Origin of the sequence: Flavobacterium zepuense (genome assembly GCF_007097145.1) — a bacterium.
Classification (GTDB): Bacteria; Bacteroidota; Bacteroidia; order Flavobacteriales; family Flavobacteriaceae; genus Flavobacterium; species Flavobacterium zepuense.
Map to the genome: position 1 here is coordinate 230,858 of NZ_VJVZ01000007.1, position 25,954 is coordinate 256,811.

Sequence of the window (25,954 nt, forward strand, 5' to 3'; positions counted from 1 at the left end):
TCTTGTCCCAGTTCAATGCGCACCTCCTTCCTATGTCGCAATTTTGTACTGTAATACTAAAGCAACAAAATCATGGACAGGAAAAATTTTATAAAAAAAGGATTAATGGGCACCGGTATGTTTATAACATCGGCTGCCGTGGGCGATGCACTAATTAATGATATCGACGAGATAAAACCGTTAGAGCCTATTGGGTACAACCACCTGCCTAATACCACATCTAAAATAATGGAGAACACCGTGCTGCACAAAGCAGGTACAAGAGGCCATGCAAACCACGGCTGGTTAGACAGCCACCACACCTTTAGCTTTGCCAATTACAATAATCCTGACAGGATGCACTTTGGTGTACTGCGTGTTCTTAATGACGACCGCGTAGATGCAGGCATGGGCTTTGGCACTCACCCGCACGATAATATGGAAATAATTTCCATACCTTTAGAGGGCGACCTGGAGCATAAAGACAGCATGGGCAACACTGCCGTTATTAAAAAAGGCGATATACAGGCAATGAGCGCCGGTACGGGTATTTACCACAGCGAGTACAACAAAAATAAAGACAAGCTTACCAAGTTCCTTCAAATATGGGTGTACCCTAACAAACGCAACGTCACCCCGCGTTACGACCAGATAACCCTTAACGAAGCCGAAAGGCACAACACGCTACAGCAAATATTATCGCCTAATGCTGATGATGCCGGTGTTTGGATCAACCAGGATGCGTGGTTCCATATGGGTAAGTTTGATGCAGGCTTTACAACCGAATACACCGTTAAAAAACCGGGCAACGGTATTTATGCCTTTGTTCTTAAAGGCGATATTACCATTGGCAACATAGCCCTTAATGAGCGCGACGGCCTTGGTATTTGGGATACTGCTGCGATAGACATTACTGCGGCCTCGCAGGATGCCGAACTTCTTTTAATGGAAGTACCAATGACACTATAATAATATATAGCTGCATTTCTTGTCCCAGTTCAATGCCGGGGCGCAAAATAAGGCAGAACTTTGTACTGTCTAAAATAGATAACAAAAAAATAAAAACAATTAATAAACCATAAAATTTAAAGATCATGGCAACAACAAAATGGGTATTAGACCCAACACACTCAGAAGTAGGTTTTAAAGTTAAACACCTTATGTTTACTAACGTATCGGGCCAATTTACAAAATTTGAGGCTACTGCAACTTCTGACGATGAAAACTTTGATAACGCTACTTTCGACTTCACTGCCGATGTAGATTCAGTAAATACAAACAATGCCGATCGTGACGGCCACCTTAAAAGCGGCGATTTCTTTGATGCCGAAAAATTCCCTAAGCTTACATTTAAGTCTACCACAGTTGCTAAAGCAGAAGAAGGCGAATATGTAGTAACAGGCGACCTTACCCTGCACGGCGAAACCAAACCGGTTACCCTTGCTGTAGAGTTTGGCGGTATACAAAAAGACCCTTGGGGCAACATTAAAGCAGGTTTCTCTGTAACAGGAAAAATAAACCGTAAAGATTTTGGCCTTAGCTGGAACGCAGCCCTTGAAACAGGCGGTGTTATGCTTGGCGAAGAAGTAAAACTGGCTTTAGAGCTTCAGTTTGTAAAACAATAATTAGTACAAGCTACTAAACACACAACTCAAGTTTTTTAATTCCTGCAACGCCGTGGTACTTTTAGTATCGCGGCTTTACGTTTTTTAGTACGTAATTTAGAATTTGAAGAACATTACAATCTATTTTCTCTGGATGATTATTTGCAATACATCATCGGATAATCTATCAATAACAAAACTTTCAACCTCATTTACATAATCTTCTTCTCGTACATAGGTATGAGACATCATCATAATTGGTGGAATTTCTTCGATATTAAAACCGTTTACAATTAAAAATTGAGAGATTTCCTTTGCATAAGCCTTAGATTCTGGACTGTCCGCGACAGCAATAAGAACTTTATAATTTTTAGGAATTAGAAGCAATTTAGATTTTTGTTCATCAGTTAAGTGCCTAACAAGTTTATAGTTGTTATTTGTTATGTTAGTAACTGGTGCATTGTATACAGGTCCATTATAAACATCCCCATTATGTATAGGTGCAGTATGTATTTGATTATTATTACCCTTTATAGAATTACTTTTATCGATTTTATTATCATTACCAATAACATTCTCATTGCCTTTAATTTCATTTTCTTCGAATTTATCGCTTGGTGCAGCAGAATTTTCAATTGGCTTTGTATTGATTTTCTCTACCTGTAATCGGTCAATTTTATAATTAGCTAATAGTCCCAATAAACCACCAATTATAGGAGCAAGCCATAAGATAAATTTCCACGTAAGTATTTTGTTGTCAATGCTCATCTTTTTAATTTAATACTTTAATAATGACAAATCTACTCGCAATAACGACACATTGCAAGACAATGAGAAAAAAAGTAATAGTTAAATTTAATTATATTCTCTTGCTCAATAAAAATACCTTTACTACTTTTACCTTATGATTTTACAATCGCACAACATATCTGTAAATTTTTGGTGGTGGCAGTCAACTCTTTTAGTGACTGTTGCCTAAACACGTATATATACCATTATGTTTAAACGGCTTGTCACAATGTGGCAAGCCGTTTTTCTTTTACCCAAAAATTTTAAATCACCATGAAACTACATACACAAGCCTATTCTTTTAACGCCGACATGTATACTGCCGTTGGGCTCTACATGGGGCTGCGCAACCACTACCGCAAACCGTGCCTGCTGGAGGGTAACGATTACCACTCCCGTGCCGACAGTACCTCCTACATCGGGCTCGACCCGCTTATAGAAATTACAGTGTTTGATGCTGTTATTACAATAGATGTTGCCGGGCAAAAAACCGAGCACCCCATTACAGATAAACGCAAAGTTACCCAACAGGTTCAGCAGATTATTGCAGGGTTCGACTTTGCCAATCCGTTTACCAATAACGGCTTCCTGACCTACTTTGGTTTCGAATATTCGCATTTTGAAGAAACGGTTGCCGAAGAAAAGCCGTCTGACCTGAACATACCCAAGGCCTACTTTATATTGTATAAGTATTTAATAGTACTGGACCATTTTCATGATACCGGCGAAATTCTATACAACTCTATAGACGGTACAACAAAACCCGACACCGATTTTGAAGCCCTGTTGCGCAGGCAGAGTTTTACGCTATTGCCTTTTGAAACCAAAGGCGACGAGAAAACCCTGATAGCGAATAATGAGTTTATAGATTTGGTAAACAAAGCCAAAGAACATATTTACAGGGGCAATGTTTTTCAGCTTGTGGTATCGCGCCCATTCTCGCAGCCCTTTTTTGGCGACGATTTCGAGGTGTATCGACAGTTGCGCAGGCTTAACCCCTCGCCCTACCTGTTTTATGTAGATATGGAGTCGTACCGCTTAATGGGGTCCTCGCCCGAAACACAGATACGCCTTAAAGATGGCATGGCATCCATACACCCCATTGCGGGCACGGTTAAAAAAACCGGCAATGCCGCTACCGACGTACATAACACCAACGAACTGCTGCACGACGAAAAAGAAAACGCTGAGCACACCATGCTGGTAGACCTTGCACGTAACGACCTGAGTAAATATTGCAACGATGTGCATATAGCATCATACAAAGAGGTACAGCATTTTTCGCACGTAATACATTTGGTATCTAAAGTAACAGGCCAGGCCGAAGCTACCGATGCATTGACGCTTTTTGCCGGAACGTTTCCCGCCGGAACGCTATCGGGCACACCCAAACCCGAGGCGTTAAAACTGATCCAGAAGTACGAGGTGAGTCCGCGTGAGTATTACGGCGGTGCCATAGGTTTTTTAGGTACCGATGGCAACATGAACCTTGCCATTGTAATACGCAGCATTTTTAGCAAAAATAACGAGCTGCACTACCGCGCCGGTGCCGGTGTAGTGTTAGACTCCATTCCTGAAAACGAACTACAGGAAGTAAACAACAAACTGGGTGCCGTTCGCCGCGCCATAACCGCTGCGAACTCTCAGCCTTTACCACTTTAAAAACTTTCGACTCTAAGACTTTTGACAAATACGATTATGAAAATAGGTATAATAGATAATTTCGACTCCTTTGTATACAACCTTGTGCGCTATGTGCGCGAAACTGATAATGCAGAAGTAATTGTGCAGCGCAACAACGAGGTAGATTATGATGAACTCGACACTTGCGATGCCCTATTGCTATCGCCCGGCCCAGGCATCCCATCCGAAGCCGGAGAACTGCTCGATGTTATAAAGCGCTATTCGGGCAAAAAGAAATTGCTGGGCGTTTGCCTGGGCCATCAGGCTATTGCCGAAGTTTTTGGCGGACATTTAGAGCAATGCCCCGAGCCTGTTCACGGCAAGGCTACTGACATGGAAATACTTACGCCTGACCCGCTTTTTGAGGGACTGCCGCAAACCATGCCCGTGGGCCGCTACCACAGCTGGAAAATTACCGCACAGGATAATCCGCTACTACAAATAACTGCCCAAACCGCCGATGGTACCGTTATGGCACTGCGCCATGCCACACACCCCACCAGCGGCGTACAGTTTCACCCGGAATCAGTACTAACCCCGCAGGGCAGGCAAATTATAGAGAATTGGATAAGGGAATAATTACGAATTTTGAATTGGACCTCACCCCCAACCCCTCTCCGAAGGAGAGGGGAGCCGAGAACGGGTACAGTTCGCAATTATATACAATATATCTTTGCTCAAAACAGCCGAGTGTAGCTGCTCCCTCTCCTTTGGAGAGGGCTGGGGTGAGGACAAAACAAAAGCTTCACGCGATTCAATAAATAACAATTAACGCTACTCTAATACCCCCTGTGTAGTTGCCCCTCTCCTTCGGAGAGGGGTTGGGGTGAGGTCTCCAAAAAAAAATGAAACACATACTCGATAAAATAATAACCCGCGCCCACCTCGATAAAACCGAGGCCTATAATTGCATGCTTGCCATTGGCAACGGCACGCTAAACGATGCGCAAACCGTGGCCCTTATTACCGGCATACAAATGCGTGGCCTGCAGCTCGACGAGCTTAACGGCTTTCGCGAAGCGTTGCTGGAACTTGCCCTGCCCATGCATTTTGATGTAGGCGACAGCATAGATGTTTGCGGTACCGGCGGCGATGGCAAGAATACGTTTAATATCTCTACCGCCACGGCGTTTGTATTGGCGGGTATGGGCTATAAAGTGGTAAAGCACGGCAATTATGGGGTGAGTTCGCTTTGCGGGTCGAGTAACGTGTTGGAGAATTTAGGCTACACTTTTACCAACGATCGCGATATACTGCAAAAGCAGCTTAATAGCGCCAAGATTTGCTTTATGCATGCGCCGCTGTTCCATCCCGCACTAAAGGCAGTAGCGCCGTTGCGAAAAGCATTAGGCATTGCCACATTTTTTAACAGCATGGGGCCGCTGGTAAATCCGGCCAACCCAACGCACCAATTGTCAGGAACCTACTCGTTAGAGCTGGCACGGCAATACCAGCATGTGCTGCGTACAGAACGTAAAGAGTTTACCGTATTGCACGGCATGGATGGTTTTGATGAGCTTACCTTCATTGGTGTAACCCGTGTACTGGGTCAGCAGCGTGACGAACTTATCGAAGGCTCGCCGTTAAAATCAACAATAAACTTATCTCAAATTTCAGGTGGCGACACCGTAGATGCAGCCGCAGAATTGTTGGCTAACCTATTACAAGGCAAAGGCACTGAACAGCAAAACACCGTATTGGCGGGCAATGTAGCACTGGCGTTGCAGACCTTCCACCCACAAAAAAGCTTTGAAGTGGCTTTCGCCGAAGCGTATGAGGCTGTGCTATCCGGCAACGCCATCAATCCCCTAAAAAAGATAACATCATGAATGTATTAGAACAGATAGTTGCCAACAAACGCCGGGAGGTTGAAGCCGTTAAACAGTCGTTTTCGATAGATTGTTTCCGCGAAAGCGAGCATTTTAACCGTGAAACTCTTTCGTTAAGTGACGCTATAACCAAAGCAGTTTTTGGCATTATTGCCGAGATAAAACGCAAATCGCCCAGTGGCGGCGACATAAAATTGGGATTAGACGTAGCCGAACAAGCCGCTTTTTACGAGCACAACGGTGCAAGCGGCATTTCGATTTTGACTGATAAAGACTACTTCGGCGGAAGCCTTAACGATATTGCAACCGCTCGCCGTGTTGCACATTTGCCGCTGCTGCGCAAAGAGTTTATAATTGATGAAATTCAGCTGTACGAGGCCAAAGCCGCCGGTGCCGATGCCGTTTTGCTGATAGGCGCCATACTACAATCGCAGGAAGCTACCTACCTTACCAATGTGGCCCGCAACCTGGGCCTGGAAGTTTTGTATGAAGTACATACGGCCGAGGAAGTCGGCTTTATCCCTGCGGAAGTCGATTTGGTGGCGGTTAATAACCGCGACCTTAAAGCGCAGCAAACTACCTTACAGCATTCGTTCGATTTGATTAAGATTTTGCCGAAGCATATCCCGGCCATATCGGCATCAGGCATCAGGACGACTGAAGATATTGATGCACTAAAGGCCGCCGGTTTTAAAGGGGCGCTTATTGGCGAGAGCATCCTTCGCGAAGGCCACCTGGCCGAACTGGTTAAACACTTAAGGTCATGATAAAAGTATGCGGACTGACTGATAACGCAAGCAGCCGGCTGGTAGCCGAAATCAGTGGTATAACCCATTTAGGCTTCATATTTTATGAAGGTTCCAAGCGTTTTACTACCACAAGCTTTGACACCACTAAGAAAAAAGTGGGCGTATTTGTAAATGCTTCCGTAGCTTATATTAAAGAGCGGGTTGCCCTGCACAAATTAGATGTATTGCAACTGCACGGCAGTGAAAGCCCCGACTTTATCAGGCAATTACCCGAAGGTTTTAAAATTATAAAGGCATTTGGTATTGCCACGGAAGCCGACCTCGAAGCCACTAAAGCCTACGAAAACCTGGTTGATTACTTTTTATTCGACACCAAAAGCGAGAGGCATGGCGGCACGGGTATCGTGTTTAACTGGCATATTTTAGACAATTATAACGGCAACACGCCTTTTATACTAAGTGGTGGCATCGGGCCGGATTCGGCACAGGCACTACAGGAGTTTAGCCACCCAAAATTAGCAGGTTATGACCTTAACAGCCGTTTTGAGGTTGCACCAAAAGAAAAAGACCCAACGGCTATTGCCAACTTTTTAAAAGTACTGAAAATGAAAACACCCTCTTATTTAGATACCGATGCACTTGGTTTTTATGGCGAATTTGGCGGTGCCTATGTGCCGGAACTGCTTCGCCCCAATGTAGAAGAACTGGATGCCGCTTTTAACGCTTATTGCTTTACCGAGTCCTTTGAAACCGATTATAAACAGCTGCTTAAAGATTTTGTAGGCCGCCCTACCCCGCTGTATTTTGCAGGCAGGCTGAGCGAAAAATATGGCGCTACCATCTACTTAAAGCGCGAAGATTTGTGCCATACCGGTGCACATAAAGTCAACAATACGGTCGGGCAAATATTGCTTGCCAAACACATGGGCAAGACCAATATTATTGCCGAAACCGGTGCGGGCCAACATGGTGTGGCAACAGCAACCGTCTGCGCGCTTATGGGGCTTAACTGTATTGTGTATATGGGCGAAAAAGATATTGAACGCCAGGCCCCTAACGTGCAGCGCATGAAAATGCTTGGCGCCGAAGTTAAGCCGGCAACATCGGGCAGTAAAACGCTCAAAGATGCTACTAACGAGGCCATTCGCCACTGGATTAACCACCCTGACTCGTATTATTTGATAGGTAGTGTGGTGGGTCCGCACCCCTACCCAAAAATTGTAGCGTACTTTCAGTCGGTTATCTCTAAAGAAATGGAGCAGCAGTTGCTGGAAAAAACCGGGAAGACCTACCCTAACAAAGTAATTGCCTGTGTGGGTGGCGGCAGTAACGCAGCCGGTGCATTTTACCAATATTACGATAATCCTGAAGTTGAACTTGTAGCGGTTGAGGCGGCAGGCTTGGGTATCAATTCGGGTAAATCGGCAGCTACCAGCGTGTTGGGTACGCCGGGGGTTTTGCATGGCAGCCTGACCCTATTAATGCAGGACGAAGACGGCCAGGTAACCGAACCGCACTCCATCTCGGCAGGGTTAGACTATCCGGGAATCGGGCCGCTGCATGCGCATACCATCGCTACCGGACGCGCCACAAGCATTGCCATTACCGATGACGAGGCACTGGCTTCGGCATTAGAATTATCGCTGCTTGAAGGTATTATCCCGGCATTAGAAAGCGCGCATGCCCTTTCGGCGCTAAGCAAAATGGAACTAAAAAAAGAGGATATCATTGTGGTGAACCTTTCGGGGCGCGGCGACAAGGATATGAATACGTACATGGAAAAATTTTCAAACCTATGAACCCCTTTAAAAAAGACAGCAAGCAGGTAAGCATTTTTGTAACGGCAGGATATCCCAATTTCCACAGCCTAAAAGGTCAGCTACTACAATTGCAACAACTGGGCGTAGATTTTGCCGAGGTTGGCATCCCGTTCTCCGACCCAATGGCCGATGGCCCTGTAATTCAGGAAACCAGCAGCATTGCCCTTGCCAACGGTATGAAGTTAGGTATATTGTTACAACAGTTGGAGGATATGCAAAGTGAGATTTACATTCCGTTGGTGCTAATGGGATATCTAAACCCTGTATTGCAATTCGGGCTTGATGCCTTTCTGCAAAGATGCCGGTCGCTTAACATCGCCTCACTTATTTTACCCGACCTGTCGGTTGAATTATACGAAACGAAGTATAAGTCGGCGTTCGAAAAATACGGCATTCCCGTTACGTTTTTAGTCACACCCCTAACACCCGATGCCCGTGTACAGCGCATTGCACAGGTGTGCCAAAACAGCTTTGTGTACCTGGTAGGACAAACCGGAATTACCGGTCAGGGTTACGATATCAGCAACACCCTATCCAGCCGCTACGCCGAACTTAAAACCCTGTGCGGCAGCACTCCCCTTTTTCTTGGTTTTGGTATCGACTCCAAACAAAAGAAAGAACAGGCCTTTAAAAGTGTAGATGGCGTTATTGTAGGTACGGCCTATTTAAAAGCTGTTAAGGTAGGGAATGAGGAGGAGTTTTTGAAGGGGTTGGTTTAGTGTATCTCCCTATTGAATAATGAGATTGCCGCGGTCGTACCTCCCTCGCAAAGACAGCAACGGGTACAGCTCGTTTAGCCAGGAGCCTGTCATTACGAACGAAGCTTGCGGAGTGAAGCAATCTCACGCGATATTGAGAACACGTCCTTTTTCGCTGTGCGAGCGTCTCGCTCGTACCGGCTCCGTTATACGGGCACGAGCGGAACGCTCGCGCCAGCAATACCAAAACTTACTCAAACCAAAACAGCCGCACTAATTAAGTACGGCTGTTTTTGTATGACGTATGAAACGTATTCAATGCGTCTCTACCCACCATCGGCAGCTGTAAACTGCGACTGCGACTGAAAACTAAACTACGCTTCTTCTTCCTCCGGGGTATGCGATTTAGAATAGTTACGCCATTTCTCTATCACATCCTGCATGTCCTGTGGCAGCTCGGTATCAAACCGAATGAATTCTTTAGTAACAGGGTGCTCAAAACCAAGAGTTTTGGCGTGCAGTGCCTGGCGTGGCAGTGTTTTAAAGCAGTTTTCTATAAACTGTTTGTATTTGGTAAACGTAGTACCTTTAAGTATACGCCCGCCGCCGTAACGGGCATCGTTAAAAAGAGTGTGCCCAATGTGTTTCATGTGTACACGAATCTGGTGGGTACGGCCGGTTTCTAACTTACAGGAAATTAGCGTAACGTAGCCAAAACGCTCTAACACCTTATAGTGTGTAACGGCGTGCTTGCCCTGGTCTTCATCGGCAAAAACAGCCATTTGCATACGGTCTTTAACATGGCGGCCTATGTTGTCCTCAATAGTACCTTCATCATCATTAACATTACCCCAAACAAGGGCAATATATTCACGTTCAGATGTTTTATCGGCAAACTGTTTGGTTAGGTAAGCCATTGCCTGATCGGTCTTAGCAACCACCAAAAGTCCCGATGTATCTTTATCAATTCGGTGTACCAACCCCGGCCTGTCGCTGCTGTTCATGGGCAGGTTCTCAAAATGGTAAGCAAGGGCATTAACCAGCGTACCGCTATAATTGCCATGCCCCGGGTGCACCACCATACCCGGCTCTTTGTTAACCACCAAAAGCTGGTCGTCTTCAAAAACTATATTAAGCGGAATGTTTTCCGGCTCAAGCAAATACTCATACGGTGGGTGTTCTAAAAGCACACGCACCACATCATTAGATTTTACCTTGTGGTTGCTTTTAACAGCAATATCATTCACATAAATGTTACCCGCAGCGGCTGCCTGCTGTATTTTATTACGCGTGGCATTTTCTACAAGGTTCATTAAAAATTTATCTACACGCAGGGGCTGCTGGCCCTTACCGGCTTCAAAGCGGTAGTGCTCATACAACTCATCATCCGGGTCCTGCTCTACAATTGGCTTACTCGTCATTATCTTCTGCTGGTTCCAGCGTTCTTACATCATTAATACTGTCATTTTCCTGGTAGCCTGTTTTGCCATCGCCAAGAACAAGGTCTATTTTACTGGCCTTCATTACTTTATCGCCAGCTTTAAGCTTTTTGCCTTTTTGTTTCATTTCTAACACCACATCTTTTGCCAGATACGGCACATAGGTTTTAGTACCTTCCTGCAGGCCAAGGCTTTGCAGTGTAGGCACAGCCTGCCTGTAGGTTTTTTGTATCAGGTCGGGCATGGCAACAGTGCTGTAACCGCCGCTGTTTACCTTAACATATATTTTACGGTCTTCCTTTACGTTAACCTTAGGCAGCGGATCCTGCTCTGTAATAGTATAGGGCGGAAAATCAGGGTTAAAATCAACCGTATCAAGCACAACAGCTTCCAGGTCTATATTCTCAAGCGTTTCGGTAGCCTTTGCCACAGTTAGTTTATGCAGGTCCGGCACGGGTATAACATTGCCATGATCGGTAGCAATGCTAAGCCATTGCAGTAATAAAAATACTACAACAACTATAATCCCTAAGGCTATGGCAACCTGCTTAAAAAAAACTTTACTCTTTAAAAATTCTTTAACGCTCATGTGTAATCAGTTTCCGCAAAGATATAAATAATACTAAACTTTATAAGTTTACGCAAATAATGATATTTTTGTGTGGGCTTAAGCGCATGCCGGGCCCTGCCAATATAACCTTATTTAAATGAACATAGCTGTTGTAATGGGCGGATACTCAGATGAGTCTGTCATTTCTATACGAAGCGGGCAATTGATTTTAAACAATTTAGACCGCGCAAAATATAACCCGTTCGAAGTGCATATACTGCCCGAAGGCTGGCATGTACTTGTTAACGGCAACAAAATACCGGTGAATAAAGGCGATTTTTCGTTTGATAACGATGGCGCTAAAGTAACTTTTGATGCTGTTGTAAATACCGTTCACGGCACCCCCGGCGAAGACGGCCACCTGCAATCGTACTGGGAACTTTTAGACATCCCGTACACCGGCTGCGGCTTTTACCAAAGCGCCCTTACTTTTAATAAGAGGGATACGCTGAGTGTGCTTTCTAAATTCAGCATTCCGCGTGCTAAGTCCATTTATTTATCTAAAGGAGATGTCATTACAGCCGAAGATATTGTGAACACGCTTGGCCTGCCTTTTATGGTTAAGCCCAACCAGAGCGGCAGCAGCCTGGGTGTGAGCAAGGTAAACGATGTGGCCGACCTGCAAAAGGCGCTCGACTTTGCTTTTGCCGAAGATAACGACATACTAATTGAATCGTACCTTAAAGGTATCGAGGTTTCTGTTGGGGTGCTGAACTATAACGGGAAAACCACGGTGCTGGGACTGACCGAAATTGTATCGCACAACGACTTTTTTGATTATGAGGCCAAATACCTGGGTAAGTCGGAAGAAATTACCCCGGCAAGGCTTGATGCCGCAACCGAACAAAAAGTGCGCGAAACAGCCGCTAAAGCCTACGAGGCATTGGGCATGAGCGGGTTTAGCCGTACCGATTTTATTGTAATGGATGGCGAACCGCATTTTATAGAGATCAATACCAACCCCGGGCTATCGCCGCAGAGTATATTCCCTCAGCAGGCACAGCACGCCGGTATTGCTATGAGCGATTTGCTGGACAGCGAAATTAAACTGGCCCTGAACAGGAAAGTGCTTTGGAAGAAGTAGTTTTTTAGTTGACAGTTATTAGTTGTCGGTTCACAGTTTTCAGATCAACGTGTCATTCTGAGTGAAGTGCAACGGAGTCGAAGAATCTCAATAATAAAATTCCCCAAACTATAAACCTTATGAAAGTAGCAGTATTTCCCGGATCTTTTGACCCTATTACCCTGGGGCATTACGATATTATAAAACGCGGTGTGAGCCTTTTTGACAAGGTTATTGTGGCTATTGGCGTTAACGCCGAAAAGAAATACATGTTTACGCTTGACGAACGCCTGCATTTTATTGAAGAGTCGTTTAAAGATGAGCCTAAGGTAGAGGTTATTACCTATCAGGGGCTTACTATAGACCTTTGCAAAAAAGTGGGTGCTAAATTTATCTTACGCGGCCTGCGCAACCCGGCCGACTTTGAATTTGAAAAAGCCATTGCACATACCAACCGCAGGCTTTCTAAAATTGAGACGGTTTTTCTTCTTACGGCTGCCAATACATCTTACATAAGCTCCAGCATTGTGCGCGATGTGTTACGAAACGGCGGCGATTACACCATACTGGTACCGGACGCGGTAAGGGTTAAATAATACTTTTTTGATGAAGAAATTACTACTGCTGATTTTACTGCTTTCGCAATCGATATATGCCCAAAAGAAACCCGCTTATCTTACCCCTTACGAAAAAGGAAACGGCAACCAGACCGCTACCTATCAGGAGGCTATAGATTATTTTAAGCTGCTGGATAAGGATTTTGAAAGCATACAAATGTTGCCCATGGGCCTTACCGATAGCGGGGAGCCGTTGCACATAGTAATATTTAATCCGGATAAGAATTTCAATTTTAGCGATATACATAAAAACAAGGCAGTACTGCTAATAAACAACGGTATACACCCCGGCGAGCCCGATGGTATAGATGCCACCATTATGCTGTACCGCGACCTGGCTACGGGTAAAATGCAGGCACCTAAAAATGTGGTGCTGGTTAACATACCAGTATATAATATTGGTGGTGCGCTTAATAGAAATTCACACAGCCGTGCCAACCAAAACGGCCCCGAAAGCTACGGTTTTAGGGGTAACGCCCGTAACTACGACCTTAACCGTGATTTTATTAAGAACGATACCCGCAATGCCCGCAGCTTTACAGAAATATTTCACAAAGTAAAGCCCGATGTTTTTATAGACAATCACGTTAGCAATGGCGCTGACTATCAATACACCTTTACGTATGTTGCCACGCAGCATCAAAAACTGGGCGGTAACCTGGGCAATTATTTTAAGAACGAAATGATGCCCGAAATACTGTCAGGATTAAAAGCCAAAGGTATTGAGTCGGTTCCTTATGTAAACATACATGGCGATAAGCCGGAGGCAGGTTTTGCCCAATTTATGGATTACCCACGGTATTCTACCGGGTATGCATCGCTGTTTGATGTACCGGGGTCGATGCCCGAAACCCACATGCTTAAAGATTATACAAGCCGTGTAAAGGCAAACTATGCTTATATGGTGCAAACTATTGATTTTATAGAGAAGAATCACAACACCATTAAAGAACTGCGCATAGCCAACCGTGATAATTATACGCCGGGAAACAAATATACTTTACAGTGGACTGTTGACAGTACACAGGTCACTCTCCTGCCCTTTTTAGGCTACGACGGCGCATATAAACCCAGCGAGGTATCAGGGCAGCAACGGCTGTATTACGACCGCAAGAAGCCTTTTAATAAAGTGGTAAGGTATTATCAAAACTATAGTCCGGTTTTAGATGTTGTGATACCTAAGGCGTACATTATTCCAAAGCAGTGGTGGCCTGTAACAGACCTGCTTAAAGCCAACAACATACAAATGTTTGCTTTAGAAAAAGATACCGAAATTGAGGTGGAAAGCTACCGCATATCAGGTTACGATACGGGTAAGAATGCTTACGAGGGACACTATGCACACTACAATACAAAGGTTGTAGCAGCTACACGAAAAATAAAGTTCAGCAAAGGCGATTTGGTAATAGATACCCAACAGCCCGGCGTAAAATACCTATTGGAGACCCTGGAACCCCAGGCAACCGATTCCTATTTTAATTGGAACTTTTTTGATGCCATATTGCAGCAAAAGGAATATTTTTCGGCATACGTGTTTGAAGATACCGCAGCTAAATTACTAAAAGACAATCCTAAGCTAAAAGCCGATTTTGAAGCTAAAAAAACAACGGATAAAGACTTTGGCAATGATGCCGAAGCACAATTAGACTGGATCTATCAGCACTCCCCCTACTACGAAAAATCACATATGGAATATCCTGTTTGCAGGCAGATCAAATAATTTTTTTGTTATTGTGTTCTATAATTGCTTATTATTGAATAAAAAAGAACCTCGCGTTGAAAAATTTCTCTAAATATTTTCGAGTAAATCCCCGCCTTTTCGTTGCCCTTGTATTTGGTTTTTTGTTCGCTACGATAATAGGCACACAAACCCACGAGTATGGGCATTACTTAGTGGGTAAATATTATGGATACAACCCGAAACTTCATTATGCATCGGTTTCTTATGGTGACTACAACGACAAACAACTTGCTAAATTCGATTCACTATATAAGGCCGATGAAATTAAAATATTAGCAAAAGAGAATTCGCCACAAAAGGAGTATTTTTTAAAATACAGGGCACAATTAAGTGGAGAAATGAAAGGGCATGATTTTGAAAATATATTAGCAGGCCCCTTACAAACAATGCTTTCAGGAAGTATTGGCTTGCTTATTTTATGGCTAAACCGAAAAAAAATAAGGGCAAAAACGGCACTCTCGTTTAAAAACTGGGTAGCCGTATTTGTGGCATTTTTATGGTCAAGGCAATTAGCAATACTGCTTCAAAAAATAGTTTATACTATCGCCAATATTCAAACTAAAAATAAAGGCGATGAAGTAAATCTTGCAAAGCACCTAAACCTTAACCCGTGGAGTATATTAACGGTATTAGGTGTTATATCTGCAATTATTTTAATCTGGATAGTATTTTATATCATACCTAAACAACAACGATTTACCTTTATAATTGCAGGATTTGCAGGCAGTGCCTTAGGAGTACTTATTTGGTTTGGCTGGATAGGGCCGGTACTGCTGCCATAATCACTGTGGATTTGGTAATTCGGGTTTTAGCTATATTATGGCTTTCTAACAAATAACCGAATTAGCAAATCATCAAATCCACAAGTTTTTCAATCATCAAATCAACTTCAAAAAACTATACTTCCTGCTTTACAGCACTATCTTCAAAAAGTAATTTTATATTTTCATACGAATTTTTAAGTGCCTCCTTAATATCGTCAGGTTTTAACCATGCAACCTTCTCAATCCCTTCATCCAACTGGCCGGTTAGCACACCATCATAAGCAGTTTTCATCTCAAACCAGTGGGTAACTTTAAGTTTATATCGTTCACCACGTTTAAAAACGTGGTAGGTTTTTTGCAGTTTATGGGTAATTTTAAGTCCGCTCACACCGGTTTCCTCCTCTACTTCGCGCAGGGCAGTATCTTCTATTTCTTCGCCTTTTTCTATGCCGCCTTTGGGCAGGTCCCACTTACCGTTACGTAAAATAAAGAGCACCTCGCCCCTTTTATTGTAAACGAGGCCACCCCCGGCTTTGGCCACAGGTACCTTGTCCTTAAGCATCTTAAGGGCAAGTTTTTCATCAGGGTGATATAAAAAAGCTTTCTCAATACGGTTGGTAAACATCCTCCTTAAAAGCTGCTCTATATCTACGCTTTCCATTAAAAACATCTGGAAATCGGTTTCCTTTTCCACCTTATTTGTCAAAAAAAGTGGTTTGTCGTTCACAAAAACTTTATACATTTGCAATATGATTTTTAATACAGACACCGCCAAAAAAACAGCCGAATTGCTTTTACAAATAAACGCAATTAAATTAAATCCTAAAAATCCTTTTACATGGGCTTCCGGATGGAAATCGCCTATTTATTGCGATAATAGGATAACTCTTTCATTTCCACCAATCCGTAATTACATCAGGGAAGAATTTTCTAAGCATATAGAAAAAGTATATGGTAAGCCCGATGTTATTGCAGGAGTAGCCACCGGTGCCATAGGCATAGGTATACTGGTAGCCGAATATATGGGCTTACCCTTTGTGTATGTGCGCCCTGAGGCTAAAAAACACGGCCGCCAAAACCAGGTAGAGGGCTTTTTACAAAAGGGACAGAACGTTGTAGTGGTTGAGGACCTTATTAGCACCGGTAACAGCAGCTTAATGGCTGTAGAGGCCTTAAAAGCTGCCGGAGCTAACGTAAAAGGTATGGTAGCCATATTTACCTACGGGTTTGATGTATCTGTAGAGAACTTTAAAAAGGCTAACGTTACCCTTAACACCCTTGGTAACTACGACACGCTTTTAGAAGAAGCCGTTGCAAAACGCTACATTACTGAAGCCGAACAGGAAACCCTTAAAGAATGGAGAAATAATCCATCAACATGGGGGCAGGAAAATTAAATCGGCAAATTAAAATTCAAAACACGTGCAGATAAATAATTTTATTTTCAATTATTTATTGCACGTTTTATTTTTTACCATTAAGTTTGGAACATCATAAAAACAATTAACAAATCACAAATTACGCCCTATGAAAAAATTTATCTTACTATTTACAGTTATGTTAACAACTGTATCTTTTGCTCAAATTAAAAAAGTTGACACAACTACTTCCTCAGGTGAGGTAATTGGTAAAATAGAGCCCTTTGGCCAATCTTTAGAAATGGAATGCACAAAGAATGGTAATGTTTATAATTTTAGATATCTTGACCATCAGTATTCTACATTAAAGGAATATGCTAATTTTTCCTTTGAAGATGTTGACAATTCCTTTGAAGATTTTTACAAAATGACCATTGAATTATTTGAGACTAAACCTAAAGAATCAGTAATGCTTGAGGTAAAAGATTACTATATATGGGTAGCTTATAAAAAGACAATGGGAATAGCTTCGGTAAGTTTTAAATCGTCTTTAAAGACTGTAGGAGCACCTATAAGTTATACCAAAGAATTCAACAAAAAGCAAATAGAAAAACTTTTTGGAAAAAATAAGTAATACAAATAATTACTATAAAATTGTACTATGAATTTAGACAGCCCTAAAGTAACAGTAAACAAACCGGCTCAATATTTATTTGATGCATTAAGCGATGTTCAAAATTTTGAGAAGCTGATGCCCGATAACATTGCCAAGTTTGAGGTTACCGGCCCCGAGGCTTTTATTTTTGCGCTTAAAGGCATGCCCGAAATTAAGCTTAAGATAAAAGACCGCCAGGCACCAAACAAGCTAATTTTAGGTGCTGCAAGCGATAAGCTGCCTTTTACCCTTACTGGCGATCTTAATGCAGTAAGTGATGACAGTACAGAAATACAGCTGCATTTTGAAGGCGAATTTAACGCCATGATGGCCATGATGATTAAAGGGCCAATAACTAAATTTATTGAGACCCTTGCAAATAATATGCATAAGCTGTAACAACACCTTATTTAATAATTTAAAAGCCTTTTAGTGTAGTACTAAAAGGCTTTTTTATGTAACTTTATACTGTTACCACTACACCTGCCTTGCTATGCATAAAGTTATTGCCTTTATAACCGATACCCATTTGGGCGACACCCATACCCGTTGCGAAGGCTATAATCCTGCTAAACAGTTAGACGATGTATTAAACAACAGCGCTCTACAAAATGCTACCCACCTTGTTTTTGCAGGTGATATTACAGAGCCGCAAATGTATCCCTACTTTTTTAACCGGCTACATAGTGCCTACCCTAACTATAAAGCCATACTGGGCAATCATGATAAGCATGCCGAAGCCGTAAAGCATTGCCACTATAAATCGGCAAGCGGTACAGAGCTGTATTATTCCGAAGAAGATGAGTTTTACAAATACATTTATTTAGATTCGTCATCCTCATACATAAGTGAATCACAGCTCCAATGGCTGGAGCAGGAACTCGACACTTCTAAAAAAATAGTTATTTTCATTCACCACCCTATCCTGGCAGTTGCTACAGGTATGGATAGTATTTATCCGCTAAAAAACCGCGATGCATTAAGAACGTTATTGCACCAACTCTCTAACGATGTCACCATTTTTTGCGGCCACTACCACATGCCCGATAAGCAACAGGTTGGCAATATTGTTCAGTATATCACACCTGCTACGTCGTTTCAGGTAAAGAAAGCGTCGGATACCATAGAGGTTAATACCGATTCTTTCGGCTACCGCATTATAACGTTAAAACCACAATCTGTAACTACACAACTGTTGATAAACCGCAACGGTACTTTTGAGGAAATACCTGAATAATCCTGCACGGGGTTAAAGATTTTATAAAGTAGCGGTACTACACCAACGTTTTGAGTAATTTTAACAGGATAAAAACCAAAACAATTATGAAAGATCTTAACGACTTTGAAATAACCTACGACCTGGAAGGCGAAATGAGCGGACAGGAGCTTGTAGAAATTCACATTGGCGACGTAAACCTGCCAACGGGACGAATTGTTGTGGCAGACCCTTTTTTTACCGAAGGCCAGCAGCCTTTTTCGCGTACGGTAGAGCCCGATAAATACCCGGTATACATATACATGTCAGAAATTGATAAGCTGCACCACCGCATTGCTTATGCAAAAATAAAATTCAGGCCGGAGGATGCCAAAAAATGGATACTTGCCTTAACGGAAGACTTAACATCTGAAGAAATGAACGAACTGGGCGAGGATGAATTTTATGGTTTCCCGGTAGAGAGTGGCCTTGCCTGCTTTTTAGATGAAGAAACTAACGTACAGTTTATTACCAAAATGGACGAGGTGCAGGACAAAAATCCTGAATCTAATTATTATGATGATGTCCTTGCTAAAGAATTTATGGAATATTCGGGTAAAAATGCACTTTCGCGTGAGCTCGGCGACTGGAACGACCACCACCCTAACGAAGACACTGATAATAATGTAGTAATGTTTGCTTCCGGCTGGGGCGATGGCTACTACCCTGCTTATTGGGGACTTAACGAAGAGGGAGATACTGTAGAACTGGTTATCGACTTTCTTATCAATGAGTTTGAAGCAGAGGAAGAAGAAAGTAGCGACGAAGACGATTTTGAAGACGAAGCGTAAGAGTTTGCAGTCTCAGTCCCAGTTTTTCAGTAGAAATAAAGGAAATAAAAGTAAGGCACAGCCTGATTTTTATTTCCTTTTATATTGATAGGAATATAAGTTTTTGACTTTACACCTTCCGACTTTAAGACTAATAAAGAAGCTGCACCTCTTTAATATTGTATTCGGCTATACTGTCATCTGCCAGTAACACCTGTAGGCTGCCGTTGTAGTTAACCCCTTGTATAATACCCATAAATGTTTTTCCGTTTTGTTCAAAAGGCATCGGCAGGCCTTTTTTATACAATTTTTGGTGGTAGTTATCCCATAATGTTTTAGCATCCTTGTGCAAAAGCACCATGAGGTTTCGGTTAAGTTGTTCGGCAATAGCCAACATAACAGCCTCTTTATCAAAGTTACGTCTGGCAGCAACAGCTATTGAAGACGCTTTGGGCAGGCCATCAAAATTTTGTTGGTTAACATTAAGCCCAATGCCAATAATAGAAAATATCTCGCCATTATTCTTAATACTGTTCTCTATAAGTATGCCGCCAACTTTTTTATTGCCTGCCAAAATGTCGTTAGGCCATTTAATGCTTAGTAGGGGTATATTAAAAGTTTCCAGTGCCTGTGCAATACTTATTGCAACAGCTACATTAAGGGTAAATATTTCGCTGATTTGCAGTAGCAAATCTTTAACCAATATACTAAAGGTAAGGTTCTTACCGGGTTCTGCATTCCAGGCAGATCCCATCTGGCCCCTGCCCTGCGTTTGGTTTTCTGCCACTACAATGGTAAAATGCTCAACATGCCTCGTAGCGGTTAATTGCTTAAGGTAGTCGTTAGTAGAGTTTATGGCATTGAGTTTGATGATATTCATTTATAAAATAATCAGCTCTTTGTCTTTTTAATCGTAAATTAGGTTCAAAAGTAAATACAAAAAATGATAACTTTGCGTAAAATATAAATTTTTAGATGGCGAACAAAAATGTAAGTAATGATGATCTGTTAGCAAATATCATCAAGGGAATAGAGGAAGTAAAAGGTAATGATATAGATATTCTTGACCTAAGGGCCATTGATAACACCGTATGCGACTATTTTGTTATATGCAACGGTACTTCTAACACACAGGTGAACGCTATAGTTCACTCAATCCAAAAAATAGTTTCTAAAGAGTTAAAGGATAAGCCATGGCATGTTGAAGGTACAGAAAATGGCGAATGGGTACTTATGGATTACGTAAACATTGTTGTACACGTTTTCCAAAAGCACGTTCGCGAGTACTACAACATAGAGAGCCTGTGGGGTGATGCCAGGATAACTTCTATAGGAAACAATTACTAAAACAAGAACAAATTCATGTCAAAAGATAATAAACCTAATAAGCTAAAAGTAAGCCCATGGTTAATTTATGGGGGTATTTTACTAATATTCCTTGCCATTAACTGGGTAGCCGGCGGCTCTACATGGAATGATCCTAAGCCTACATCGCTTTCTAACTTTTACAAGTTTTTAGATGAAGGACAAGTAGACAGGGTAATTTACAATAAAACTACAGCTTCTGTATTCTTAAAAAAAGAAGCCCTTGGTTTAAAGGAAAACGAGAAGGTAAAGAACGATATGTTTGGTAACCCAAACAAAGGCCCGCACTATACTGTTGTTACTGGCGATAAGAACGAACTTTTTGTAAAAAAGCTTGACGACGCTGCAAAAGCCGGTAAAATAACCGATTATTCTGCTGAGCCGGAAAGCGTATGGGGCGATATCATTATTACCCTGCTACCTATCATTATACTTGTTGCATTATGGATCTATATGATGCGCAGGATGGCAGGCGGTGGCGCTGCGGGCGGTGGTGGCCAGATATTTAACATTGGCAAAAGCAAGGCAAAACTGTTCGATGAAAAGAACGACATTAAAGTAACATTTAAAGATGTTGCAGGCCTTGAAGGCGCTAAAGAAGAAATTCAGGAAATTGTCGAGTTCTTAAGGACTCCCGAAAAATATACCAGTATAGGTGGTAAAATACCTAAAGGTGCGTTATTAGTTGGCCCTCCGGGAACAGGTAAGACCCTTTTAGCTAAAGCCGTTGCCGGCGAGGCAAAAGTGCCTTTCTTTTCACTTTCAGGTTCCGACTTTGTAGAAATGTTCGTAGGTGTAGGTGCAAGCCGTGTACGAGATCTGTTTAAACAGGCTAAAGAAAAATCACCTGCCATTATATTTATCGATGAGATTGATGCCGTAGGCCGTGCCCGTGGTAAAAATAACTTTAGCGGATCTAACGATGAGCGCGAGAATACCCTTAACCAGCTTCTTACAGAGATGGATGGTTTTGGCACCAATACTAACGTTATTGTTCTTGCCGCTACTAACCGTGCCGATGTACTGGATAAAGCGCTCATGCGTGCCGGCCGTTTTGACAGGCAGATATATGTAGACCTTCCGGATATCAGGGAGCGCCGCGAAATATTTGAAGTGCATCTTAAGCCGATAAAAAAATCGGAAGACCTGGACACAGAATTCCTTGCAAAACAAACTCCGGGCTTCTCGGGTGCTGATATTGCCAACGTATGTAACGAGGCTGCGCTTATTGCTGCCCGTAATAACAAAACAGCGGTTGATAAACAGGATTTCCTTGATGCGGTAGACCGTATTGTGGGTGGCCTTGAAAAGAAAAACAAGATCATTTCTCCTGAAGAAAAACGTGCCATTGCCATACACGAAGCAGGCCATGCCACTACAAGCTGGATGCTTGAGCATGCCGCACCTCTTGTAAAAGTTACCATTGTGCCACGTGGGCAAAGCCTTGGTGCTGCATGGTACCTGCCGGAGGAAAGGCTTATTGTAAGGCCGGACCAAATGCTGGACGAAATGTGTGCTACCATGGGTGGCCGCGCTGCAGAGAAAGTAATATTTGATAAAATATCTACCGGTGCATTAAGCGACCTTGAAAAGGTAACCAAACAGGCCCGTGCCATGGTTACTGTTTATGGCCTTAACGATAAACTTGGTAATGTTACGTATTACGATTCAAGCGGACAGAGTGAGTATAACTTTGGCAAACCATACTCTGAAGATACTGCACAGATAATCGATAAAGAAATTTCGTTGCTTATAGAGCAGCAATACCAACGCGCTATCCAGATACTTGAAGAAAATAAAGACAAGCTTTTAAAACTTGCCGATATTTTAATAGAGCGCGAGGTTATTTTTAAAGACGACCTTGAAGATATTTTTGGCAAAAGGCCCTACGAAAAAACAGGCCCTGAGGTAATTACTGAGGCTTAAGCAATTTTTCACAAATAAATCTAAAAATCTTAATTCAATTCGTTAATTGAATTAAGATTTTTTTATCTTTGATTACTAAGGAACACTATAGGGAATATACAGGTATGAGCCTTTTTAAAAAAATTTTTGGTGCCGGTGACGTTTCGGGCGACGATAAAAATCAGGAAACAAGTGAGTTTCTTCCTGATCAGCAATTGCCTGCTGACGAACTTTTTATGATGAATTTCAGGAAAAACGGCGGCAAATTTATTTATTGCGATAACATAGGCGAAGTGCATGAGCAGTTTCTTAACGTGCTTGAAGAAAACGACTGGTTTGAGTGTGAAGCCTTGTGCTTTGAGCCTAAACTTCGTCCTCTATTAGACGAAAACAGGCTTATTTACGATAAACCTGCAAACCCAATGTTTTTACTTGCTACCTGTGAATTTCTTGTTGCGGAGGAAGGTTCAATTTTGTTTTCATCTAACCAGATAAAACAAAACAAGCCTAACGAACTGCCGGACAATATGGTTATCTATGCCACTACAAGCCAGATAATGGGCAACAAGAGCGACTGTCTTAGGAACATCAAGAAAAAATACGACAAAGATTACCCTACTAATATAACCGCAATAAAATATTTTGAAAAAGCAAAAGATGAAGACTTTCTTCATTACGGCAGCGTTGCAAAAAACCTGTACCTGTTGCTTTTAGAAGACCTGTAGCATGAACGAAAGCATTACAAGAGCGCTCTCGGGCATAGTTTACATTTTATTGCTTTTAGCAGCTACACTTTACTCCCCTATTAGTTTTATAGCGCTTTTTGGTATTTTCCTGTTTATTGCAGTAAACGAATTTTCTCGTCTTGCGAACCTTGATAAAACTACACCCCTCATTATAGCCGCAGCAGGATTCATTCTTTTTGGCCCGTTTTTTAACAACCAGGCTTACGTAAACTTACTTTTAGATGCCGCTGCACTGTTTATCTCGGTTAGCCTGTTAATAGAGCTTTTTAAAAAAGGCCCTGCCATACCCCGCGATAAAACTGGCAGGCTGGTAAGGCTTATTGGCTATGTGGTCATCCCCTTCATGCTTATTATAAAACTGCCGTTTATAAGTCCGCGCAATAATTTCGACGAAAGTAAATACGTCATAATTGGTATGTTCATAATCATTTGGGCCAACGATACTTTTGCATACATTGTGGGTAAAAGTATTGGTAAACGCAAACTTTTTGAGCGTATCTCCCCAAAAAAAACCGTAGAAGGCTTTATAGGCGGCATGTTGTTTAGCCTTGCGGGCGCTTATATAATAGGATTATATTACCCCATACTTACCCCTTTACAGTGGATGGTTTTTGCCGCTATACTGGTTATTTTTGGTACATTGGGCGACCTTGTAGAATCTAAACTTAAACGTACCGCAGGCGTAAAAGACAGCGGTACCATTATGCCGGGCCATGGCGGAATACTTGACCGCCTTGATAGCATATTATTTGCAATACCTTTCTTATTTTTGTATTACCAAATCTTAAACTATGTTTCATAAAGAAGGAGCTAAAATTATCCTTATTGCCCTGGTGGTAACCGTAGGAGTTGTACTATTGTCTGAGCAGTTTATACACAGCTTTTGGCTATTAAAGTTTGTGCAGGTATTTGCACTTATTTTCCTGATACTTATTTTACAGTTCTTCAGGAACCCAAAACGCCCTGTTACAGCGGCCGATCATATAGTTATTGCACCGGTAGATGGTAAAGTGGTAGTTATAGAAGAGGTATACGAGCCGGAATATTTTAAAGACAAGCGCTTACAGGTATCTATCTTTATGTCGCCCATAAATGTGCACGTTACGCGTTACGCTGTAAACGGGTTGATAAAATTCAGCAAATACCATGCAGGCAAGTACCTGGTAGCATGGCACCCAAAAGCCAGCGAAGAAAACGAACGCACCACCGTAGTTATAGAAAATAATTACTTTGGCGAAATTTTATACAGGCAAATTGCAGGTGCATTAGCCAGAAGGATAGTTAATTACGCCGAAGAAGGCATGCAGGTGGTACAGGGAACTGATGCCGGGTTTATTAAATTTGGTTCGAGAGTAGATTTATTCTTACCTTTAGGTACAGAGGTTAATGTAAAGCTCAACCAAAAAGCCATAGGTGGCAAAACAATAATTGCAACTAAAGCTTAATGGACGAAAAAAGCTTAGATACCCTTTTTAATGAAGCCTTTGAGAGAGCTTCAAACATGACCGATGCTTTACCGCAGGACGTTATGCTGCGTATTTACGCCTATTATAAACAGGCAACATCGGGCACGGCAGATGAAAGCACATTTCCCGGGTTTAACCTTAGGGAGGCTTTTAAATTAAATGCATGGATGCAGGTAAGGCATCTATCTGCCGATGAAGCCAAGGCGTTGTACATAGAAACAATCAATTCGCTTATTAAATAATATATTTATGAAAAAAGTAAAAATTTTCTTTTCGGCACTGGCAGTATTTGCTGCTTTACAGTCTTGCAAAGACAAAGATAACTTAGAAGAAGTAGTGGCAACACCAGAGCCACAAAAAGAAGCAGCTGCACCTGCATTGGGCAACCCTGATGAAGTTAAGGCAGAAGCAGGCCCTTTTCAGCTTATAAAATTACCGTATGCTTACGATGCTCTTGCGCCAAACATAGATGCAAAAACTATGGAGCTGCACTACTCTAAGCACTATAAAAAATATACCGATGAGCTTAACAAAGCCATAAAAGGTACCGATCTTGAAAAGAAAACCATAGAAGAAATTCTTGCTACCCTTGCCCCTGATAATAAAGCGGTTCGCAACAATGGTGGCGGTTATTATAACCACGGTTTATTTTGGGAAATTATGGGCCCTAACGCCGGCGGTACTCCTAAAGGTGCTTTAGCCGATGCTATTACAAAGGACTTTGGAAGCTTTGATGCTTTTAAAACGCAATTTACAGAGGCTGCCACAAAACAATTCGGTTCAGGTTGGGCATGGCTTGTGGTAGATAAAACAGGTAAACTTGTAGTTGCCAGTACTGCAAACCAGGATAACCCTTTAATGCCAGGCCAAGCAGTATCGGGCAAACCGGTACTTGCACTTGATGTTTGGGAGCATGCTTATTACTTAAACTATCAAAACAAAAGGCCTGATTATATTACTGCTTTTTACAACGTAATTAACTGGGATGCTGTTTCTAAAAAATATGAGGTTGCTATAGCTAAGTAATTTTTAAATTTATAAATACATCA

29 protein-coding genes are annotated in these 25,954 nt (G+C 42.2%); 24 read left to right on the top strand and 5 right to left on the bottom strand.

The annotated features are described in order from the left end of the window. Positions 1-228 precede the first annotated feature (228 nt). Together FMM05_RS12500 and FMM05_RS12505 are read left to right on the top strand one after the other, a co-directional pair. Positions 229-948 carry a pirin family protein gene (locus FMM05_RS12500; RefSeq protein ID WP_235894407.1) on the top strand — a complete coding sequence of 240 codons (720 nt, stop codon included), beginning with the start codon at positions 229-231 and terminating at the stop codon, positions 946-948. A gap of 125 nt (positions 949-1,073) precedes the next feature. Next, on the top strand, positions 1,074-1,604 hold the full coding sequence (locus tag FMM05_RS12505; RefSeq protein WP_143373719.1) for a YceI family protein: 531 nt from the start codon (positions 1,074-1,076) through the stop codon (positions 1,602-1,604). 120 nt (positions 1,605-1,724) lie between these two features. Here the strand turns inward: FMM05_RS12505 and FMM05_RS12510 are convergent, their stop codons facing one another. Then, positions 1,725-2,351 (bottom strand): hypothetical protein, encoded by a 627-nt coding sequence (locus tag FMM05_RS12510; protein ID WP_143373720.1) that lies wholly within the window; start codon positions 2,349-2,351, stop codon positions 1,725-1,727. Positions 2,352-2,645: 294 nt separating this feature from the next. On the opposite strand from FMM05_RS12510, the gene FMM05_RS12515 reads away from it, so the two are divergent. From FMM05_RS12515 to trpA, 6 genes are all read left to right on the top strand, one after another. Next, positions 2,646-4,034 (top strand): anthranilate synthase component I family protein, encoded by a 1,389-nt coding sequence (locus tag FMM05_RS12515; protein WP_143373721.1) that lies wholly within the window; start codon positions 2,646-2,648, stop codon positions 4,032-4,034. A 36-nt stretch (positions 4,035-4,070) separates the two neighbouring features. After that, positions 4,071-4,634 (top strand): anthranilate synthase component II, encoded by a 564-nt coding sequence (locus FMM05_RS12520; RefSeq protein WP_143373722.1) that lies wholly within the window; start codon positions 4,071-4,073, stop codon positions 4,632-4,634. A 266-nt stretch (positions 4,635-4,900) separates the two neighbouring features. Then, positions 4,901-5,884 (top strand): anthranilate phosphoribosyltransferase, encoded by a 984-nt coding sequence (gene trpD / locus FMM05_RS12525; RefSeq protein ID WP_143373723.1) that lies wholly within the window; start codon positions 4,901-4,903, stop codon positions 5,882-5,884. Then, positions 5,881-6,651: an indole-3-glycerol phosphate synthase TrpC gene (locus FMM05_RS12530; protein ID WP_143373724.1), complete on the top strand. Its 771-nt coding sequence runs from the start codon at positions 5,881-5,883 to the stop codon at positions 6,649-6,651. Before trpD ends, FMM05_RS12530 begins: the two co-directional genes overlap by 4 nt. After that, on the top strand, positions 6,648-8,432 hold the full coding sequence (gene trpB, locus FMM05_RS12535) for a tryptophan synthase subunit beta (RefSeq protein ID WP_143373725.1): 1,785 nt from the start codon (positions 6,648-6,650) through the stop codon (positions 8,430-8,432). Before FMM05_RS12530 ends, trpB begins: the two co-directional genes overlap by 4 nt. Then, positions 8,429-9,172: a tryptophan synthase subunit alpha gene (gene trpA / locus FMM05_RS12540; RefSeq protein WP_143373726.1), complete on the top strand. Its 744-nt coding sequence runs from the start codon at positions 8,429-8,431 to the stop codon at positions 9,170-9,172. The genes trpB and trpA overlap by 4 nt, the downstream gene beginning before the upstream one ends. Positions 9,173-9,525: 353 nt before the next feature. Here the strand turns inward: trpA and FMM05_RS12545 are convergent, their stop codons facing one another. Next, positions 9,526-10,572 carry an RluA family pseudouridine synthase gene (locus FMM05_RS12545; protein ID WP_143373727.1) on the bottom strand — a complete coding sequence of 349 codons (1,047 nt, stop codon included), beginning with the start codon at positions 10,570-10,572 and terminating at the stop codon, positions 9,526-9,528. Beyond that, the gene (locus tag FMM05_RS12550; protein ID WP_143373728.1) at positions 10,562-11,179 is read right to left on the bottom strand and encodes a PASTA domain-containing protein; all 618 of its coding nucleotides are present in this window, start codon (positions 11,177-11,179) and stop codon (positions 10,562-10,564) included. The genes FMM05_RS12545 and FMM05_RS12550 overlap by 11 nt, the downstream gene beginning before the upstream one ends. 118 nt (positions 11,180-11,297) lie before the next feature. On the opposite strand from FMM05_RS12550, the gene FMM05_RS12555 reads away from it, so the two are divergent. The 4 genes from FMM05_RS12555 to FMM05_RS12570 all read left to right on the top strand — a co-directional run bounded on the left by FMM05_RS12555 (position 11,298) and on the right by FMM05_RS12570 (position 15,403). Next, positions 11,298-12,284, top strand: a complete 987-nt coding sequence (locus tag FMM05_RS12555) for a D-alanine--D-alanine ligase (protein ID WP_143373729.1) — start codon at positions 11,298-11,300, stop codon at positions 12,282-12,284. Between the two features lie 119 nt (positions 12,285-12,403). Then, on the top strand, positions 12,404-12,859 hold the full coding sequence (coaD, locus tag FMM05_RS12560; RefSeq protein WP_143373730.1) for a pantetheine-phosphate adenylyltransferase: 456 nt from the start codon (positions 12,404-12,406) through the stop codon (positions 12,857-12,859). A gap of 10 nt (positions 12,860-12,869) precedes the next feature. Then, the gene (locus FMM05_RS12565) at positions 12,870-14,600 is read left to right on the top strand and encodes a M14 family metallopeptidase (protein ID WP_143373731.1); all 1,731 of its coding nucleotides are present in this window, start codon (positions 12,870-12,872) and stop codon (positions 14,598-14,600) included. Positions 14,601-14,722: 122 nt separating this feature from the next. Continuing rightward, positions 14,723-15,403: a hypothetical protein gene (locus tag FMM05_RS12570; RefSeq protein WP_143373732.1), complete on the top strand. Its 681-nt coding sequence runs from the start codon at positions 14,723-14,725 to the stop codon at positions 15,401-15,403. A gap of 115 nt (positions 15,404-15,518) precedes the next feature. Here FMM05_RS12570 and FMM05_RS12575 read toward each other — a convergent pair whose 3' ends face one another. Then, positions 15,519-16,127, bottom strand: coding sequence for an NUDIX hydrolase (locus FMM05_RS12575; protein WP_143373733.1), 609 nt, complete (start codon positions 16,125-16,127; stop codon positions 15,519-15,521). 7 nt (positions 16,128-16,134) lie between these two features. Here FMM05_RS12575 and pyrE point away from each other — a divergent pair, with 7 nt between their 5' ends. From pyrE to FMM05_RS12600, 5 genes are all read left to right on the top strand, one after another. Further along, complete coding sequence (pyrE, locus tag FMM05_RS12580) at positions 16,135-16,782, top strand: orotate phosphoribosyltransferase (RefSeq protein ID WP_143373734.1); 648 nt, start codon at positions 16,135-16,137, stop codon at positions 16,780-16,782. A gap of 130 nt (positions 16,783-16,912) precedes the next feature. After that, a complete protein-coding gene (locus FMM05_RS12585; RefSeq protein WP_143373735.1) occupies positions 16,913-17,377 on the top strand; it encodes a hypothetical protein in 465 nt (154 codons plus the stop codon). 27 nt (positions 17,378-17,404) lie between these two features. After that, positions 17,405-17,797, top strand: a complete 393-nt coding sequence (locus FMM05_RS12590) for an SRPBCC family protein (protein WP_143373736.1) — start codon at positions 17,405-17,407, stop codon at positions 17,795-17,797. A 94-nt stretch (positions 17,798-17,891) separates the two neighbouring features. Continuing rightward, entirely contained in the window at positions 17,892-18,635 is a 744-nt protein-coding gene (locus FMM05_RS12595) for a metallophosphoesterase family protein (RefSeq protein WP_143373737.1), read from the top strand. 86 nt (positions 18,636-18,721) lie between these two features. Further along, positions 18,722-19,444, top strand: coding sequence for a DUF4241 domain-containing protein (locus FMM05_RS12600; RefSeq protein WP_143373738.1), 723 nt, complete (start codon positions 18,722-18,724; stop codon positions 19,442-19,444). Positions 19,445-19,574: 130 nt separating this feature from the next. On the opposite strand, the gene FMM05_RS12605 is transcribed toward FMM05_RS12600, so the two are convergent. Beyond that, positions 19,575-20,303 (bottom strand): biotin--[acetyl-CoA-carboxylase] ligase, encoded by a 729-nt coding sequence (locus FMM05_RS12605; protein WP_143373739.1) that lies wholly within the window; start codon positions 20,301-20,303, stop codon positions 19,575-19,577. Positions 20,304-20,398: 95 nt separating this feature from the next. Here FMM05_RS12605 and rsfS point away from each other — a divergent pair, with 95 nt between their 5' ends. The 7 genes from rsfS (at position 20,399) to FMM05_RS12640 (ending at position 25,931) form a co-directional block, all read left to right on the top strand. Then, positions 20,399-20,770: a ribosome silencing factor gene (gene rsfS / locus FMM05_RS12610; RefSeq protein ID WP_143373740.1), complete on the top strand. Its 372-nt coding sequence runs from the start codon at positions 20,399-20,401 to the stop codon at positions 20,768-20,770. A gap of 15 nt (positions 20,771-20,785) precedes the next feature. Continuing rightward, entirely contained in the window at positions 20,786-22,714 is a 1,929-nt protein-coding gene (gene ftsH, locus FMM05_RS12615) for an ATP-dependent zinc metalloprotease FtsH (protein ID WP_143373741.1), read from the top strand. 104 nt (positions 22,715-22,818) lie between these two features. Then, complete coding sequence (locus tag FMM05_RS12620; RefSeq protein WP_143373766.1) at positions 22,819-23,418, top strand: lactate utilization protein B/C; 600 nt, start codon at positions 22,819-22,821, stop codon at positions 23,416-23,418. 1 nt (position 23,419) lies between these two features. Continuing rightward, entirely contained in the window at positions 23,420-24,241 is an 822-nt protein-coding gene (locus FMM05_RS12625; RefSeq protein WP_143373742.1) for a phosphatidate cytidylyltransferase, read from the top strand. After that, entirely contained in the window at positions 24,231-24,884 is a 654-nt protein-coding gene (locus tag FMM05_RS12630; RefSeq protein WP_143373743.1) for a phosphatidylserine decarboxylase family protein, read from the top strand. The genes FMM05_RS12625 and FMM05_RS12630 overlap by 11 nt, the downstream gene beginning before the upstream one ends. Continuing rightward, positions 24,884-25,147 carry an acyl-CoA-binding protein gene (locus FMM05_RS12635; protein ID WP_143373744.1) on the top strand — a complete coding sequence of 88 codons (264 nt, stop codon included), beginning with the start codon at positions 24,884-24,886 and terminating at the stop codon, positions 25,145-25,147. The genes FMM05_RS12630 and FMM05_RS12635 overlap by 1 nt, the downstream gene beginning before the upstream one ends. A gap of 7 nt (positions 25,148-25,154) precedes the next feature. Next, entirely contained in the window at positions 25,155-25,931 is a 777-nt protein-coding gene (locus tag FMM05_RS12640; protein WP_143373745.1) for a superoxide dismutase, read from the top strand. Positions 25,932-25,954: the final 23 nt, after the last annotated feature.

Excerpts from the sequence above, each read along its gene's own strand:
- FMM05_RS12500 (WP_235894407.1), top strand. The coding sequence starts at position 229 with ATGGAGAACACCGTGCTGCACAAAGCAGGTACAAGAGGCCATGCAAAC.
- trpA (WP_143373726.1), top strand. The coding sequence starts at position 8,429 with ATGAACCCCTTTAAAAAAGACAGCAAGCAGGTAAGCATTTTTGTAACG.
- FMM05_RS12595 (WP_143373737.1), top strand. The coding sequence starts at position 17,892 with ATGCATAAAGTTATTGCCTTTATAACCGATACCCATTTGGGCGACACC.
- FMM05_RS12640 (WP_143373745.1), top strand. The coding sequence starts at position 25,155 with ATGAAAAAAGTAAAAATTTTCTTTTCGGCACTGGCAGTATTTGCTGCT.
- FMM05_RS12590 (WP_143373736.1), top strand. The coding sequence starts at position 17,405 with ATGAATTTAGACAGCCCTAAAGTAACAGTAAACAAACCGGCTCAATAT.
- FMM05_RS12605 (WP_143373739.1), bottom strand. The coding sequence starts at position 20,303 with ATGAATATCATCAAACTCAATGCCATAAACTCTACTAACGACTACCTT.
- trpD (WP_143373723.1), top strand. The coding sequence starts at position 4,901 with ATGAAACACATACTCGATAAAATAATAACCCGCGCCCACCTCGATAAA.
- FMM05_RS12635 (WP_143373744.1), top strand. The coding sequence starts at position 24,884 with ATGGACGAAAAAAGCTTAGATACCCTTTTTAATGAAGCCTTTGAGAGA.
- FMM05_RS12620 (WP_143373766.1), top strand. The coding sequence starts at position 22,819 with ATGAGCCTTTTTAAAAAAATTTTTGGTGCCGGTGACGTTTCGGGCGAC.
- FMM05_RS12600 (WP_143373738.1), top strand. The coding sequence starts at position 18,722 with ATGAAAGATCTTAACGACTTTGAAATAACCTACGACCTGGAAGGCGAA.
- FMM05_RS12630 (WP_143373743.1), top strand. The coding sequence starts at position 24,231 with ATGTTTCATAAAGAAGGAGCTAAAATTATCCTTATTGCCCTGGTGGTA.
- FMM05_RS12510 (WP_143373720.1), bottom strand. The coding sequence starts at position 2,351 with ATGAGCATTGACAACAAAATACTTACGTGGAAATTTATCTTATGGCTT.
- trpB (WP_143373725.1), top strand. The coding sequence starts at position 6,648 with ATGATAAAAGTATGCGGACTGACTGATAACGCAAGCAGCCGGCTGGTA.
- FMM05_RS12555 (WP_143373729.1), top strand. The coding sequence starts at position 11,298 with ATGAACATAGCTGTTGTAATGGGCGGATACTCAGATGAGTCTGTCATT.
- pyrE (WP_143373734.1), top strand. The coding sequence starts at position 16,135 with ATGATTTTTAATACAGACACCGCCAAAAAAACAGCCGAATTGCTTTTA.
- FMM05_RS12625 (WP_143373742.1), top strand. The coding sequence starts at position 23,420 with ATGAACGAAAGCATTACAAGAGCGCTCTCGGGCATAGTTTACATTTTA.
- FMM05_RS12585 (WP_143373735.1), top strand. The coding sequence starts at position 16,913 with ATGAAAAAATTTATCTTACTATTTACAGTTATGTTAACAACTGTATCT.
- FMM05_RS12545 (WP_143373727.1), bottom strand. The coding sequence starts at position 10,572 with ATGACGAGTAAGCCAATTGTAGAGCAGGACCCGGATGATGAGTTGTAT.
- FMM05_RS12550 (WP_143373728.1), bottom strand. The coding sequence starts at position 11,179 with ATGAGCGTTAAAGAATTTTTAAAGAGTAAAGTTTTTTTTAAGCAGGTT.
- FMM05_RS12575 (WP_143373733.1), bottom strand. The coding sequence starts at position 16,127 with ATGTATAAAGTTTTTGTGAACGACAAACCACTTTTTTTGACAAATAAG.
- FMM05_RS12530 (WP_143373724.1), top strand. The coding sequence starts at position 5,881 with ATGAATGTATTAGAACAGATAGTTGCCAACAAACGCCGGGAGGTTGAA.
- FMM05_RS12520 (WP_143373722.1), top strand. The coding sequence starts at position 4,071 with ATGAAAATAGGTATAATAGATAATTTCGACTCCTTTGTATACAACCTT.
- FMM05_RS12505 (WP_143373719.1), top strand. The coding sequence starts at position 1,074 with ATGGCAACAACAAAATGGGTATTAGACCCAACACACTCAGAAGTAGGT.
- FMM05_RS12515 (WP_143373721.1), top strand. The coding sequence starts at position 2,646 with ATGAAACTACATACACAAGCCTATTCTTTTAACGCCGACATGTATACT.
- coaD (WP_143373730.1), top strand. The coding sequence starts at position 12,404 with ATGAAAGTAGCAGTATTTCCCGGATCTTTTGACCCTATTACCCTGGGG.
- rsfS (WP_143373740.1), top strand. The coding sequence starts at position 20,399 with ATGGCGAACAAAAATGTAAGTAATGATGATCTGTTAGCAAATATCATC.
- FMM05_RS12565 (WP_143373731.1), top strand. The coding sequence starts at position 12,870 with ATGAAGAAATTACTACTGCTGATTTTACTGCTTTCGCAATCGATATAT.
- ftsH (WP_143373741.1), top strand. The coding sequence starts at position 20,786 with ATGTCAAAAGATAATAAACCTAATAAGCTAAAAGTAAGCCCATGGTTA.